We start from the raw sequence: 15,059 nt of genomic DNA, 5'->3' as shown, positions 1-15,059 counted from the left end.
GCCGCCCGGCCGGGACGATGTCCTGGCCGGGCGGCCCGGCCACCTCGGTGGCCTCGGACCGCGATCCCCGCGCGACGCGATGTTTGGTCGTGTTCGATCGTGTTGGATTTCTCGGCGATGTGGACAATACTGTTCGCATGCTCGCCTCACAGCGCCAGGAGCGCATCCTCGCGGAGATCCGGGACCACGGCGCGGTCCGCATCGGCGACCTGACCCGGGAGCTCGGGGTGTCGGACATGACGATCCGGCGCGACCTCGTCGAGCTCGCCGACCAGGGCCTCGTCCGCAAGGTCCACGGGGGCGCCGTCGCCCCGCACACCACGGCGCACGAGCCGGGCTTCGCCGCCAAGAGCTCGCGCGAGGCCGCGGAGAAGGAGGCCATCGCGACGGCCGCCGCGCGCCTCATCACCGCCAACGCCTCGGTCGCGCTGAGCGCCGGCACGACGACGCACCTGCTCGCCGCCCGCATCGCCGCGGACCCCGCGCTGCGCCCCCTGACGGTCGTCACGAACTCCCTCCCCGTCGCCGAGATCCTGCACCGGGCGAACGACCCGCGCCTGGAGACGATCCTCACCGGCGGCAGCCGCACCCCGTCCGACGCGCTCGTCGGCCCGCTCGCGGAGGCCGCGCTCGCCGGCCTGCGCGTCGACCTCGCGTTCGTCGGCGCGCACGGCGTGGACACGGAGATCGGGCTCACGACCCCGAACCTGGACGAGGCCGCGACCAACCGCGCGCTCATCGAGTCTGCGGGCCGCACCGTCGTCCTCGCCGACCACACGAAGTGGCACACGACCGGCCTGCGCGTCTTCGCGACGTTCGCCGACGTGGACGTCCTCATCACGGACGCCGGGCTCGCGGAGGACGAGCGCGCCCGGGTCCAGGACCTCGTCGAGCAGCTCGTCGTCGCCTGACGGCGGTGCCGTAGCCGCCTCTCCCCACACCGCACCGCGATCGGACCCCGCACGCATGAACTCGCACCTGCGCCGCACCTCGACCCGCCTCGCCGACGGCCGCGAGCTCGTCTACTTCGACGACTCGCCCGCGTACGTCTCGGGTGAGCGCTCACGTCGCCTCGACGACCCGCGTCCGCTGCCCGACCGGTTCGCCCCGGTCCCGGGCCCCGACGGGACGCCGCGACCGTACGTCGGCCCCGAGATGCGCCGCGACCCGCTCACGGGCGACTGGGTCCCCCTCGCCGCGCACCGGATGAACCGCACGTTCCTCCCCGCCGCGGACTCGTGCCCGCTGTGCCCCGCGCGTCCCGGCGCCGCCTACTCGGACGGCGAGGTCCCCGACACCGACTACGACGTCGTCGTCTTCGAGAACCGCTTCCCGTCGCTGCAGCGCGTGCCCGGGGTCGAGGACGTCGTCGTCGAGGACGCGCCGCTCCGGCTCCACGCCCCGGCCGCGGGCCGGTGCGAGGTCGTGTGCTTCTCGAGCGACCACCGCACGTCGTTCGGCGCGCTCTCGCCCCAGCGCGTGCGCACGATCATCGACGCGTGGGCCGACCGCACCGCCGTCCTCGGGGCCGAGCCGGGCGTGGAGCAGGTCTTCTGCTTCGAGAACCGCGGGCAGGAGATCGGCGTCACGCTGCACCACCCGCACGGGCAGATCTACGGCTACCCGTACGTCACGCCCCGCACGCGCGCGCTGCTCGACGAGGCGCGCGAGCACCACCGCCGCACGGGCCGCAACCTGCTGCGCGACGTCCTCGACTCCGAGCTCGCGGACGGGCGCCGCGTCGTGCTCGAGACCGAGCACTGGGTCGCCTACGTGCCGTTCGCGGCGCGCTGGCCCGTCGAGGTCCACCTGGCCCCGCGACGCGACGTGCCCGACCTGCCGGCGCTCACCGACGCCGAGCGCGACGACCTCGCGACGGCGTACCTCGAGCTCCTGCGCCGCCTCGACCGGTTCTTCGAGACGGCCGACGGCGCCCCCATCCCGCTCCCCTACATCGCCGCGTGGCACCAGGCCCCGGCGCGCGAGGGCCGCTCCGTCGCGGACGGCGGGACGGACGACGTGACCCTCGCCCGGCTGCACCTGCAGGTCTTCTCCGTCCTGCGCGCTCCGGGCAAGCTCAAGTACCTCGCCGGTTCGGAGTCGGGCATGGGTGCGTGGATCAGCGACACGACCCCCGAGCGGATCGCGGCGCGGCTCCAGGAGCTCGCGCCGTCCAGCGCCGCGCGCGGGTGGGTCCGCTCGTGGTCGGACGACGACGGCGCGGCCCGGGCTCGCACGGTCTTCGCCACCGCGTTCGGCGTCGACGCGGCCGACCCCCGTGCCGAGACCGCCCGCGAGCACCAGGACGACGTCCACGTCTGGGCGGCGCCCGGCCGCGTCAACCTCATCGGCGAGCACACCGACTACAACGCGGGTCTGTGCCTGCCGGTCGCGCTCCCCCACCGCACGTACGTCGCGCTGCGCCCGCGCACGGACTCCGTCGTCCGGCTCGCGTCGGCCCAGGCGCCCGGCGAGACGTGGACGACGACGCTGGAGGACGTCACCCCGGGCTCGGTCTCCGGGTGGGGCTCGTACGTCGCCGGCGTCGCGTGGGCCCTGCGCGAGCACCTCGTCGCGCGGGGCGCCGACCCCGACGCGATCACGGGCTTTGACGCGGCGGTGGACTCGAGCGTGCCGTTCGGCGCCGGGCTCTCCTCGTCGGCCGCGCTGGAGTGCGCGGTCGCGGTCGCGCTCGACGACGTCGCCGGGCTGGGCCTGGCCGCGACCGACGCGGGCCGCGCCCGCCTGGCCACCGCGAGCATCCGCGCCGAGAACGAGATCGCGGGAGCCCCGACGGGCGGCATGGACCAGTCCGCGTCCCTGCGCGCGACCGCCGGGCACGCGCTGCTCCTCGACTGCCGCCCCGGCCTCGACCCCGTCGAGTCCGCCGAGCAGGTGCCGTTCGACCTCGACGCCGCGGGCCTCGCCCTGCTCGTCGTCGACACGCGCGCCGAGCACCGGCTCGTCGACGGCCAGTACGCGGCGCGGCGCGCCACGTGCGAGGACGCCGCCCGCGCCCTCGGGCTGGTCTCGCTGCGCGCGCTCGCCGACGACGTCGCCACGAGCGACGACCCCGCTGGCACCCTCGCCGTCGCCCTGGAGAAGCTGCCCGACGACGTCGCGCGCCGCCGCGTGCGCCACGTCGTCACGGAGATCGGCCGCGTGCGCGACCTCGTCGCGCTCCTCCGCGACGGCCGCCCCGACGCGGTCGGGCCGCTCATGAACGCGTCGCACGCGTCGCTGCGCGACGACTACGAGGTCTCGAGCGTCGAGCTCGACGTCGCCGTGGACGCCGCGCGCGTGGCCGGTGCCCTCGGCGCGCGCATGACCGGCGGGGGGTTCGGAGGCTCCGCGATCGCGCTGGTCCGCGCCGACCAGGTCGAGCTCGTGGCGGACGCCGTCCGCGCCGCGTTCGAGCGCGAGGGCCTCGGCGCCCCCGGCTTCCTCCTCGCGACGCCGTCCGCGCCGGCCGAGCGCGTCGCGTGACCCGACACGACCTCACACACCGCCCAGCACGACACGACGGTCGTCACGTGCCGCACGACGACCCTCGTGTCGTGCTCGGCGGGACCGGGACGTCCTAGAGGTCGTACGTGACGACGAGCGGCGCGTGGTCGCTCCAGCGCTCGTCGTGCGACGGCGCGCGGTCGACCTCGACCTTGACGGCGCGCTCCGCGAGCGCGGGCGTGGCGAGCTGGTAGTCGATGCGCCAGCCGGAGTCGTTGTCGAACGCGCGCCCGCGCCACGACCACCACGTGAACGGGCCGGGGCCCTCGCCGCCGTGGACGCGGCCGAGGTCGACGAGGCCGACCTGGTCGAGCCAGGTGTCGACGTACGCGCGCTCCTCCGGGAGGAAGCCGGCGCTCTTGAGGTTGCCGCGCCAGTTCTTGATGTCGACGTTGTGGTGCGCGATGTTGAGGTCGCCCGCCAGGACCACCTTCTCCCCCGTGGCCGCGAGCTCGCGCAGGCGCGCGGTGACCTTCTCGAGGTAGGCGTACTTCGCGACCATCGTCTCCGGCTGGCTCACGGTGCCGGAGTGGATGTACGCGGAGACCACGGTGAGGCGACCGCCGTCGGGCAGCTCGAGGTCCGCCTCGACCCAGCGGCCCGTGTCGACGGGCGGCTCCGGCTCGCCGGCACCCAGCCCGACGCGCACGGCCGAGACGGGCAGCCGGGACGCGACGGCGACGCCGGCGCGGCCCTTGATGTCGCACGCCTGGTGCGCGACGTGCCACCCGTCGAGGAAGTCGTTGACGATCGAGTCGGGGGCGCGGACCTCCTGGAGCAGGAGGACGTCGGGCGTCCGGGACGCGATCCAGGCGTCCATCCCGCGGCGGTAGGCGGCACGGATGCCGTTGACGTTGGCGGTGGCGATGGTGAGCAAGTGGGCTCGTCCTCCCTCGATGACGGTCGCGCGCGGCTGCCAGGACGGCCGCGGCACGCCGGCCATCCCATCACACGCCACCGACAGGACGGCGACCTCTCGTCATGCGGGCGGCGTGGTCTCGCTCACGCTCACGAGGGCGACGCGGGCGGGCCGGAACGCGCCGGCGAGCACCGCCGACACCGCGGCGAGCACGGCGAGGACGACGAACCCGACCCGGAGGTGGTGGGCGGTCGCGAAGACGCCGGTGAGCACGCCGCCGAGCACCGCGCCCGCGTAGGTGAAGACGTTGAGGCGCGCGACCGCACGGTCCGTGACCGTCGCGACGATCCCGGCGGGAGGTTCGACCGGCGCCACGCCCGCGTCCACGTCGACGAGCCCGTCCTCGACGACCCGGTCGACCCCGACGACGTCCTCGACGCGCCCGCCCGGGGTCGCAGGTCCGGTGCTCCCCGAGCCCGTCGCCACCGCCTCGCGGGCCCGGTCCCCGATCGCCGAGAAGGCGAGGGGCGCGACCACGCCGAGCCCGAGCCCCGTCGCGGCCAGCCCGAGCACCGCGACGGGCCAGGCGGGGGCCGCGGCCACCGCGACGAACCCGAGGGCGCCGAGCGTGCCTCCCAGGCGCACGACCCGTACCCGGCCGAGACGCTCGACGAGGCCGTCCCCGACGAGCCGCGACACGATGAGGGCCGCCTGGTACGCCGCATACCCCAGCGGGGCGGCGGCGGCGCTCGCCGCGAGGACGTCGCGCAGGAACGTCGCGCTCCAGCTCGACACGGCCGAGTCGGCGACGGGGAACGCGAGCATCCCCGCGCCGAGCAGCGCGATCGTGCCCGCCGCGACCCACGGCACGGTCCCGAGCGCTGCCACGCCGCGGCCGTCGTCCGCGACCCCGACCGCTACCGGGCCCGCCTCGGTCGGCCGCTCGGTGCCCGGAGTCCCGCCCGGGGCCACGGCGCCCGGGACGGTGGTGCCGCCGTCGGGCAGCCGTAGCGCGAGCCAGACGGCGCCAGCGGCCACGAGCAGCGCCACCAGCGGGAGCGAGGCCGGCTGACCGAGGCCGACGAGCACGCTGCCCGACACGGCGAGCGCACCCAGCACGCCCCCGGCGGCGTTCGCGGCGAAGAACGACGCGAGCAGGCTGCGCCCGTGCCCGCGCTCGACGTCGATCCCGAGCATGTTCATCGCGGCGTCGACGGCGCCGAGCGCGAGCCCGTACAGCCCGATCGCGACGAAGAACACCGGCCACGACGGCGCGAGCCCGACGCCCGCCACCGCGAGCGCCGCGAGCAGCAGGCCGCCCACGACCACGGCGCGCGCGCCGCGGAGCGCCGCCACGACGCCGGACAGCGCGCTGCCCAGCCCGGCGAAGACGCAGACGCCCAGCACGACGAGCGTGACGACGTCGTCGCCCATGCCGAGCCGTTCCTTGTACCCGGGGATGCTGGTGAGCACCACGGCGAACCCGAAGCCCTGCACGGCGTACGCCGCCGTCGTCGCGATGCGCGCCCTCGTCACCCGCGCAGACTAGCGCCTGCGGGCCGCCCCGGGAACGCCGCAGGGCGCGGCCGTGGTGATCCACGACCGCGCCCTGGGAGAGGTCAGGCGGAGGCGCGCTCCGCCGCGTCGACGACGTTCGCGAGGAGCATCGCGCGCGTCATGGGCCCGACCCCGCCGGGGTTCGGCGAGATCCAGCCCGCGATCTCGGCGACGTCGGGCGCGGCGTCCCCGACGACCCTGCTCTTGCCGGTCTCGGGGTCGACCTCGCGCGAGACGCCGACGTCGATGACGACGGCGCCCGGCTTGACCATGTCGCGCGTGATGATGCCCTGGACGCCCGCCGCCGCGACGACGACGTCGGCGCGGCGCACGAGCTCCGCGAGGTCCGTCGTCCCGGTGTGCGTGAGCGTCACGGTCGCGTTGACGGCGCGGCGCGTGAGCAGCAGGCCGATCGAGCGGCCGACGGTCACGCCGCGGCCCACGACCACGACCTCCTTGCCCGCGAGGGAGATCCCGTGCCGCTCGATGAGCTCGATGATCCCGCGCGGCGTGCACGGGAGCGGCGAGGTGACCTCCTCGTTGACCCGCAGGACGAGGCGCCCGAGGTTGGTCGGGTGGAGCCCGTCCGCGTCCTTGGCCGGGTCGATGAGCTCGAGCACGCGGTTGGTGTCGATGCCCTTCGGCAGCGGGAGCTGCACGATGTACCCCGTGCAGGCCGGGTCCTCGTTGAGGCGGCGGACCGCGGCCTCGATCTCCTCCTGCGTCGCGTCGCCGGGCAGGTCCTCACGGATCGAGGACAGGCCGACCTCGGCGCAGTCGCGGTGCTTGCCGGCGACGTACCACTGCGAGCCGGGGTCGTCGCCGACCAGGAGCGTGCCCAGGCCGGGCACGACGCCCTTCCCGGCGAGGACCGCGAGGCGGTCCTTGAGCTCGGCCTTGATGGCCGCGGCGGTCGCCTTGCCGTCGAGGAGCTGCGCACTCATCCGGGGGCTCACTGGTGCAGGCCCGGGTACAGCGGGAAGTCGGCCGTGAGCTTCTGGACGCGGGCGCGCAGCGTGTCGGCGTCGGCCGCGGCACCCTCGCGCAGGGCGATCGCGATGATGTCGGCGACCTCGGTGAACTCGGCGTCGCCGAAGCCGCGCGTCGCGAGCGCGGGCGTGCCGATGCGCAGGCCGGACGTGACGCGCGGGGGGCGCGGGTCGAACGGCACGGCGTTGCGGTTCACGGTGATGCCGACCTCGTGCAGGAGGTCCTCGGCCTGCTGGCCGTCGAGCGCGGAGTGGCGCAGGTCGACGAGCACGAGGTGGACGTCGGTGCCGCCCGTGAGGACGGAGACGCCGGCCTCGGCCACGTCGGCCTGGGCGAGGCGGTCCGCGATGATGCTCGCGCCGCGCAGCGTGCGCTCCTGGCGGTCGCGGAAGTCGTCCGAGCCGGCGATCTTGAACGACACGGCCTTGGCCGCGACGACGTGCATGAGCGGGCCGCCCTGCTGGCCGGGGAAGACGGCGGAGTCGATCTTCTTGGCGAACTCCTCCTTGCTCAGGATGAAGCCGGAGCGCGGGCCGCCGATCGTCTTATGGACCGTGGAGGACACGACGTCCGCGTAGGGCACCGGGGACGGGTGCAGGCCCGCGGCCACGAGACCCGCGAAGTGCGCCATGTCCACCCAGAGCTTCGCGCCGACCTCGTCCGCGATCTCGCGGAACGCCGCGAAGTCGAGGTGACGGGGGTACGCGGACCAGCCGCCGATGATGACGTCGGGACGCGTCTCGAGGGCCTGCTTGCGCACCTCGTCCATCTCGATGCGGTACGACTGCGGGTCCACGCCGTAGGCCGCGACGTCGTAGAGCTTGCCGGAGAAGTTGATCTTCATGCCGTGCGTGAGGTGGCCGCCGTGCGCCAGCTCGAGGCCGAGGATCTTGTCGCCCTTGTTGATGAGCGCGTGCAGGACGGCGGCGTTGGCCGTGGCGCCCGAGTGCGGCTGGACGTTGGCGTGCTCGGCGCCGAAGAGCTCCTTGGCGCGGGCGATCGCGAGGTTCTCCGCGACGTCGACCTGCTCGCAGCCGCCGTAGTAGCGGCGGCCCGGGTAGCCCTCGGCGTACTTGTTGGTGAGCACGGAACCCTGCGCCTGCAGGACGGCGCGCGGGACGAAGTTCTCGGACGCGATCATCTCGAGGGTGTCGCGCTGGCGCGCGAGCTCCCCGTCGAGGACGGCCGCGATCTCGGGGTCGAGCTCGGCGAGCGGGGTGTCGAGGACGTTGTCGGCTGGCTGGGCGCTCATGGCGTCTCCTCCGCGGGTGCTTGGCAGTGTGTCGTCGGTGGTCACGTTCCCGGCTCGCCGGGTACGCCCCACCAGGGGTGTGACCCGGGGCCCAGGCGAACGACCCGTCGTCTGCACAGCGTGTCGCTCCCCGGTGGTGATCCACCCTGCCCGGGCGGAGTTCCTCCGGGCGGCGCCAGTCGCGACGCGTCGATCCTAGCGCACGGCCCGCGGGCCGGTCCCGGGCTCTCGCCTGCTCGTGCCCGGCTACTCCTGCCCGACGGCGTCGGACTCGTTGCGCGCCTCGGCCTCGCCGAGGATGCGGCGCAGGTAGGTGTACGTGAGGTCGCCGGCGGCCCTGTCGTACTGCTCCTCGTAGCCGTGCTTGGTGTACATGGCGAGGTTCTGCTTGGAGTCCTTGCCCGTGAAGACCCAGATCTCCGACGTCTGCTCGGGCAGGTAGGGCAGCACCTCGAAGAGCATCTGCGTCCCGATGCCGCGGCCCTGCATGTCCGGCGCGACCGCGAGGCGGCCGAGCGTCGCCTTGCTGTCCTCAATCTCGACGCGGACCGAGCCGACGAGGCGCGGGCCGAGCCACGCGCCGATCGTCACGACGTCCTCGCGCGCGAGGTCCTCGCGCAGCTCGTGGAGCGTCTGGGTCAGCGGGGGGATGTTGGGGTCCTGGTAGAGCTGCGCCTCGGTGACGAACGCCGCCCGCCGCAGGGTCAGGAGCTCACCGGCCTCGGCGTCGTCGACGAGGCGGGTCGTGATCTGCGCGTCGTTCATGAAGACATGGTGTCAGACATCGCGCGGCCCGACCGCGCGTGTCCGGGTGATGTCAGGGTGCCGGACGGCGGCCTCGGCACCGCCGGGACGCGGCTACCCTCTGAGGGGTGTCCACGACAGATCCCCGTGGCGCCGACGTCCCCGACACCTCGGCGCTCCGCACCGCGCAGCCCCCGACCGGCGACCCCACGCACTGGGTCCTCACGCTCTCGTGCCCCGACGGGCCGGGGATCGTGCACGCCGTCGCCGGGGCCCTCGCACGGCTCGGCGGCAACATCACGGAGTCGCAGCAGTTCGGCGACCCGCTCTCGGGGCTGTTCTTCATGCGCGTGCAGGTCACGGCCGCCGCGGAGCGCGCCGAGCTGGAGCGCGCGGTCGAGGAGGTCGCGGCCCGGTTCGCCATGACGTGGCAGCTCGACGTCGTGGGGCGCCGGGTCCGCACGCTGCTCATGGTCTCCAAGGCACCGCACTGCCTCGTCGACCTGCTCTACCGCGAGCGCTCCCAGGGCATGCCGATCGAGGTCGTCGGCGTGGTCGGCAACCACCGCGACCTCGAGGACATCGCCACGTTCTACGGCAAGCCGTTCCACCACGTCCCGGTGACCCGGGACACCAAGGCCGACGCCGAGGCGCGCCTGCGCGGGCTCGTGACGGAGCTCGACGTCGAGCTCGTCGTCCTCGCGCGCTACATGCAGATCCTCTCGGACGAGCTGTGCCGCGAGATGCCGGGGCGCATCATCAACATCCACCACTCGTTCCTGCCGAGCTTCAAGGGCGCGCGCCCGTACGCCCAGGCGCACGACCGCGGCGTCAAGCTCATCGGTGCGACGTCGCACTACGTGACGGGCGACCTCGACGAGGGCCCGATCATCGAGCAGGACGTCGAGCGCGTCGACCACTCGCGCCGGGTCGAGGACCTCGTCGCGATCGGCGAGGACGTCGAGCGCCAGACGCTGGCGCGCGCGGTGCGCTGGCACGCGGAGCACCGCGTGCTCCTGGACGGGCACCGCACCGTCGTCTTCCGCTGAGCCGTCGCCGCCCCGGGCTCCCCGGCGACCGGCACCGCTCCCCCTGAACGACGGCGGCCCCCGCCACGTCCGAGGACGTGACGGGGGCCGTCGAGCGGCGGCGTGCCGGTACGCCGCCGCCACCCGGTCGCTCAGGACCGGGCAGCTCGCGGGGTCAGCCGCGGGTCACTGGGTGAGCGGGCCCAGCGTCGGGTCGTTCGCGTAGACGTCGGCCGCGTTCTCCTGCGTGACGATGATCGGGTCGAGCAGGAAGGCCGGGACGACCTTGACGCCGTTGTCGTACGACTCGGTGTCGTTCGCCTCGAAGTCCTCGCCCTTCTGCGCGAGCTGGACCTGACGGATGCTCTCCGCGACGAGCTCACGCGTGTCCTTGTAGATCGTCGAGTACTGCTCGCCCGCCACGATCGACTTGACCGACTCCACCTCGGAGTCCTGGCCGGTGATGACCGGCGTCGGCAGGCCCGCCTGGCTGACCGACGTGAGGGCAGCGCGCGCCAGCGTGTCGTTCGGGGAGAGGATGCCGTGCAGCTCGGTGCCGTCGCCGTACGAGCCGGAGACGATCGTGTCCATGCGCTTCTGCGCGTTCTCGGCCTTCCAGCCCTGCGTCGCGACCTGCTCCTGCGACGTCTGGCCCGAGACGACCGTGAGGGTGCCGTCGTCGATCTTCGGCTGCAGGACGCTCATGGCGCCCTCGAAGAACGGCGTCGAGTTCGCGTCGTCGGGCGAGCCGGCGATGAGCTCGATGTTGTACGGGCCTTCGCCCTTGCGCTCCGCCAGACCGGTGAGCAGGGCCTCGCCCTGGAGCTCGCCGACCCGGAAGTTGTCGAAGGCGACGTAGAGGTCGACCGCGTCCGTGTTCTCGAGGAGACGGTCGTAGGCGATGACCTTGACGCCCTGGTCGGCAGCGGACTTGAGCTGCGAGCCGAGCTGCGTGCCGTCGATCGCGCCGACGATGATGACCTTGGCGCCCTGCTCGACCATGGCGTCGATCTGGCTCTGCTGCTCCGAGACGCCGCCGTTGGCGAACTGCACGATCGGCTTGAAGCCGGCCTCGGTCAGGCCGTCGTTGAACAGCTCCTCGGCGAGGACCCAGTTCTCCGACGTCTTCTGCGGGAGGGCGACGCCGATGGTCGCGCCCTCCTCGAACCCGGCGGCCGCGGACTCGCCGCCACCCGTCGAGTCGCCACCGCTGTCGCCCCCGCGGTCGGAGGAGCAGCCGCTGAGCACGAGCGCACTCGCGGCGGTGAGCGCCAGGAGCGTCGTGGTGAGCTTCTTCATGGGTACCACTTTCTTGTCGGGCATCCGTCGTCGGATGCTGGAGGGGTCGTGCGGTGTGAGAGGCGGGCGAGGAGCGGCGGTCAGCCCTTGGCGGCGGTCGAGCCCGCCTCGACGGGGACCGCGGGCTCGACCTCGTCCGCGCCGGTGACGGCGCCCGTGCCCTTGTCGCGCCGTGAGGGGAAGATGAGCCCGATGATCGACGGGCGGCCCTGCACCTTGTTGTAGACGTCGAACGCGACGGCGATGAGGAGCACGAGGCCCTTGATGATCTGGGTCCAGTCCGAGCCGACGCCCATGAGCTGGAGGCCGTTGTTGAGGACGGCCATGACGAGACCACCGATGACCGAGCCGACGACGGTGCCCACGCCGCCGGAGACGGCCGCGCCGCCGATGAACACGGCCGCGATCGCGTCGAGCTCCCACATGTTGCCGTCCGCGGGGCCGGACGCGGTGGACCGGCCGATGAAGATCATCCCGGCGAGCGAGGCGAGGACCGACATGTTCATCATGACGAAGAAGTTCGTGCGCCGGATGTTCACGCCGGACAGCGCCGCGGCGGCGCGGTTGCCACCGACCGCGTAGACGTGGCGACCGGTGATGGTGCGCGACGCGACGAACTGGTAGACGACGACGAGCAGGACCAGCACGAGCGCCGGGACGGGGAACGACGTGCCGACGCGGCCCGACCCGTAGAGGTACGTGAGGTAGGCGATCACGGCGCTGAAGAGGACGACGCGGGTGACCGCGACGGAGGTCGGGACGGGCTCCGCACCGAGCTTGCGGGCGCTCGCGCGGCGGCGGAGCTCCGACCACACGACCGCGGCGATCGCGAGGACGCCGAGCAGCAGGGTCGAGTTGTTGAGCCCGGTGTTCGGGCCCCACTCGGGCAGGTAGCCGCCACCGAGCGTCTGGAGCTCGGCGGGCACCGGCACCGACTTCGAGTCACCGATGAGCTGGTTGAGGCCGCGGAACAGCATCATGCCGGCGAGCGTCGTGATGAAGCCGGGGATGCCGACGTAGGCGACCCAGAAGCCCTGCCACGCGCCGATGATCGCGCCGACGCTCAGCCCGAGGAGGATCCCGAGCCACCACGGGATGCCCCAGTCGCGGATCGCGAGGGCCACGATGATGCCGGTCACGGCGGCCACGGAGCCCACGGACAGGTCGATGTGGCCCGCGATGATGACGAGCACCATGCCGATGGCGAGGATGAGGATGTAGGAGTTGCCGTTGAGCAGGTTCTGCGCGTTGCTCGGCGTGAGGACCCGCCCGCCCGTGGCGATCTGGAAGTAGATGACCAGGGCGAGGAGCGCGAAGAGCATGCCGAACTGGCGCGCTCCTCCGCTCAGCAGCTGCTTGATGGACGACATCGTCGGTAGTTCCTTCTCGGTCGAGATGCGGTGGCTGGGTGGTGGGGCGCGCTCAGGCGGCGGCGTCGGACGCGTCGCCGGGCGTTCCGGTCATGAGGCGCATGAGCCCCTCCTGGGTCGCCTCCGACCCGGGGACCTCGCCCGTGATCCGCCCCTCGAAGACGGTGTAGATGCGGTCGCACAGGCCGAGGAGCTCGGGCAGCTCGGACGAGATGACCACCACGCCACGGCCGGCGTCGGCGAGCTTCTGGACGAGGCCGTAGATCTCGTACTTGGCCCCGACGTCGATGCCGCGCGTCGGCTCGTCGAGGATGAGGAGCTCCGGCTCGGTGTACATCCACTTGGCGAGCAGGACCTTCTGCTGGTTGCCGCCGGAGAGCTTCGCGACGCCCTCGTGGACGCTCGGCGCCTTGATGGAGAACGCCTTGCGGTACGACTCCGCCGCGACGAACGCGGCATCCTGGTCGATGACGCCGTTCTTCGAGATCCGCGGCAGGTTGGCCGCCTGGATCGTGCCCAGGATCGTGTCGAGCAGGTTCAGGCCCAGCGTCTTGCGGTCCTCGGGGACGTACGCGATCCGGTTCTCGATGGCCGAGAGCACGGTCGGCATGGACACCTCGCGGCCGTCGATGCGCACGACGCCGGACTTGTAGCGCCCGTACGAGCGACCGAAGATCGAGCGCGCGAGCTCGGTGCGGCCGGCGCCCATGATCCCGGCGAAGCCGACGATCTCCCCCCGGCGGACGTGGAACGTCGACCCCTTGCACACGAGCCGCCCCGGCACCTCGGGGTGCTCGACGGTCCAGCCCTCGACCTCGAAGAACGTCTCGCCGATGGACGGCGTGTGCTCCGGGAAGCGCGACTCGAGCGAGCGGCCGACCATCCCGCGGATGATCCGGTCCTCGTCGACCTCGTCGCCCTGGACGTCCAGGGTCTCGATCGAGCGCCCGTCGCGGATGATCGTGATCGAGTCCGCGACCTCCTCGATCTCGTTGAGCTTGTGGGAGATCATGATGCTCGTCAGGCCCTTGGACCGCAGGCCGCGCAGCAGGTCGAGCAGGTGCTCGGAGTCCTCCTCGTTGAGCGCCGAGGTCGGCTCGTCGAGGATCAGCAGACGGACGTCCTTGGCGAGGGCACGGGCGATCTCGACGAGCTGCTGCTTGCCGACGCCGATGCTCTTGATCTGGGCGTCGGGCGACTCCTGGAGGCCGACGCGCGCCATGAGCTCCTCGGCGCGGCGGCGGGCCGCGTCCCAGTCGATGCCGAACGCACCCTTGACCTCGTTGCCGAGGAAGATGTTCTCGGTGATCGAGAGCTCGGGGATGAGGGCGAGCTCCTGGTGGATGATGACGATGCCCGCGTGCTCGCTCGAACGGATGTCCTTGAACTGGACCTCGGCGCCGTCGTAGTAGATGTCGCCGGAGTACGTCCCGTGCGGGTACACGCCCGAGAGCACCTTCATGAGCGTCGACTTGCCGGCGCCGTTCTCGCCGCAGATCGCGTGGATCTCTCCCGCCCGCACCCGCAGGTTCACGTCGTCGAGGGCGCGCACGCCCGGGAACTCCTTGGTGATACCTCGCATCTCGAGGATCACGCGCTCGTCCACCATCGGACCTCCTCCTGCCGAGGACAGCTCGCGGCGCACCGACGCGCCGCGGACCCGGACACCCTCAGCGCCGTCCGAGCGGGTGCGACGTTATGCCGGTCACGTTCTTGGCGTCAACTCCTGAACGCAAGGATCGGCAGAACCGTGACCAAACAGCGACCTTGGTCCCAGAACGCCGGGCGGAACGGCCATTGATGTGAGCGCAAACACGAGGAGAACGCTCCCACGCGGTCAGGAACTGAAGACGTGAGAGCGCTCTATGGACGCGGCGCGTTCCGGGAAGGTCGAGGGCTGACCAGTGGTGGTGGAACGACGGCGCGACGGCCGCGGGTCTACCGCGGCGGCAGGGGGCGCTTGAAGCCCTCGTGCGACTGCTCGTACCCGAGCGCGCGGTAGAACCGGTGCGCGTCGGTCCGCTGCTTGTCGGACGTGAGCTGGGCGAGCGCGCAGCCGCGCGCGACGCCCCACGCGTGCGCCCACGCCATCATGGCGCGGCCCACGCCCTGCCCACGGAGCCGTCGGTCGACGCGCACCGCCTCGACGAGGAGCCGCGACGCGCCGTTCCGGGAGATCCCCGGGATCACGGTGAGCTGCATCGTGCCGACGATCTCGCCGTCCAGCTCGACCACGACGAGCTCGTTGTGCGGGTCGGCGTCGATCGCGGCGAACGCCGCGTCGTGCGCGGGCCCGACCTCCCCCGTCCGAGCCCGGGCGATGGCGTCGTCCGCGATGAGCGCGACGACGCGCGGCAGGTCCGCGGCGACCGCAGCACGGAACGCGAGCCCCGCCGTCGGGCCGGGTGCGGGCGCGGGCTCGGGAGGGTTGCTCACGGCTCGCGACCGTAGCA

At 72.9% G+C, this 15,059-nt stretch carries 12 protein-coding genes, 1 pseudogene and 1 riboswitch; of the genes and pseudogenes, 4 read left to right on the top strand and 9 right to left on the bottom strand.

The window, feature by feature from the left end; genetic code table 11:
* Positions 1–137 precede the first annotated feature (137 nt).
* From JOE63_RS07865 to galK, 3 genes and pseudogenes are all read left to right on the top strand, one after another.
* A complete protein-coding gene (locus tag JOE63_RS07865; RefSeq protein WP_204540410.1) occupies positions 138–911 on the top strand; it encodes a DeoR/GlpR family DNA-binding transcription regulator in 774 nt (257 codons plus the stop codon).
* A gap of 55 nt (positions 912–966) precedes the next feature.
* A pseudogene (gene galT / locus JOE63_RS20950) lies at positions 967–2,169 on the top strand (galactose-1-phosphate uridylyltransferase); the annotation flags it as partial.
* Positions 2,143–3,486 carry a galactokinase gene (gene galK, locus JOE63_RS20945; RefSeq protein WP_307840302.1) on the top strand — a complete coding sequence of 448 codons (1,344 nt, stop codon included), beginning with the start codon at positions 2,143–2,145 and terminating at the stop codon, positions 3,484–3,486. The pseudogene galT and the gene galK, both read left to right, overlap by 27 nt.
* A gap of 94 nt (positions 3,487–3,580) precedes the next feature.
* On the opposite strand, the gene JOE63_RS07855 is transcribed toward galK, so the two are convergent.
* The 5 genes from JOE63_RS07855 to JOE63_RS07835 all read right to left on the bottom strand — a co-directional run bounded on the left by JOE63_RS07855 (position 3,581) and on the right by JOE63_RS07835 (position 8,930).
* The gene (locus JOE63_RS07855; RefSeq protein ID WP_204540401.1) at positions 3,581–4,384 is read right to left on the bottom strand and encodes an exodeoxyribonuclease III; all 804 of its coding nucleotides are present in this window, start codon (positions 4,382–4,384) and stop codon (positions 3,581–3,583) included.
* Between the two features lie 102 nt (positions 4,385–4,486).
* Positions 4,487–5,902 (bottom strand): MFS transporter, encoded by a 1,416-nt coding sequence (locus tag JOE63_RS07850; protein WP_204540397.1) that lies wholly within the window; start codon positions 5,900–5,902, stop codon positions 4,487–4,489.
* Between the two features lie 83 nt (positions 5,903–5,985).
* A complete protein-coding gene (locus tag JOE63_RS07845; RefSeq protein WP_087472834.1) occupies positions 5,986–6,867 on the bottom strand; it encodes a bifunctional methylenetetrahydrofolate dehydrogenase/methenyltetrahydrofolate cyclohydrolase in 882 nt (293 codons plus the stop codon).
* 8 nt (positions 6,868–6,875) lie between these two features.
* The gene (gene glyA, locus JOE63_RS07840; RefSeq protein ID WP_087471416.1) at positions 6,876–8,165 is read right to left on the bottom strand and encodes a serine hydroxymethyltransferase; all 1,290 of its coding nucleotides are present in this window, start codon (positions 8,163–8,165) and stop codon (positions 6,876–6,878) included.
* 82 nt (positions 8,166–8,247) lie between these two features.
* Positions 8,248–8,358, bottom strand: a riboswitch (ZMP/ZTP riboswitch).
* Positions 8,359–8,411: 53 nt separating this feature from the next.
* Positions 8,412–8,930: a GNAT family N-acetyltransferase gene (locus tag JOE63_RS07835; protein ID WP_087471415.1), complete on the bottom strand. Its 519-nt coding sequence runs from the start codon at positions 8,928–8,930 to the stop codon at positions 8,412–8,414.
* A 107-nt stretch (positions 8,931–9,037) separates the two neighbouring features.
* On the opposite strand from JOE63_RS07835, the gene purU reads away from it, so the two are divergent.
* Positions 9,038–9,958, top strand: coding sequence for a formyltetrahydrofolate deformylase (gene purU / locus JOE63_RS07830; RefSeq protein WP_087471414.1), 921 nt, complete (start codon positions 9,038–9,040; stop codon positions 9,956–9,958).
* Between the two features lie 165 nt (positions 9,959–10,123).
* Here the strand turns inward: purU and JOE63_RS07825 are convergent, their stop codons facing one another.
* From JOE63_RS07825 to JOE63_RS07810, 4 genes are all read right to left on the bottom strand, one after another.
* Positions 10,124–11,236 carry a substrate-binding domain-containing protein gene (locus JOE63_RS07825; RefSeq protein ID WP_087471413.1) on the bottom strand — a complete coding sequence of 371 codons (1,113 nt, stop codon included), beginning with the start codon at positions 11,234–11,236 and terminating at the stop codon, positions 10,124–10,126.
* Between the two features lie 80 nt (positions 11,237–11,316).
* Positions 11,317–12,606: a multiple monosaccharide ABC transporter permease gene (mmsB, locus tag JOE63_RS07820; protein WP_087471412.1), complete on the bottom strand. Its 1,290-nt coding sequence runs from the start codon at positions 12,604–12,606 to the stop codon at positions 11,317–11,319.
* Between the two features lie 52 nt (positions 12,607–12,658).
* Entirely contained in the window at positions 12,659–14,215 is a 1,557-nt protein-coding gene (gene mmsA / locus JOE63_RS07815) for a multiple monosaccharide ABC transporter ATP-binding protein (protein WP_087471411.1), read from the bottom strand.
* Positions 14,216–14,544: 329 nt separating this feature from the next.
* A complete protein-coding gene (locus JOE63_RS07810) occupies positions 14,545–15,042 on the bottom strand; it encodes a GNAT family N-acetyltransferase (protein WP_204540393.1) in 498 nt (165 codons plus the stop codon).
* Between the last annotated feature and the right edge of the window lie 17 nt (positions 15,043–15,059).

Source organism: Cellulosimicrobium cellulans, assembly GCF_016907755.1.
Classification (GTDB): Bacteria; Actinomycetota; Actinomycetes; order Actinomycetales; family Cellulomonadaceae; genus Cellulosimicrobium; species Cellulosimicrobium cellulans_D.
This window is presented reverse-complemented; position numbering and strand designations above follow the sequence as displayed.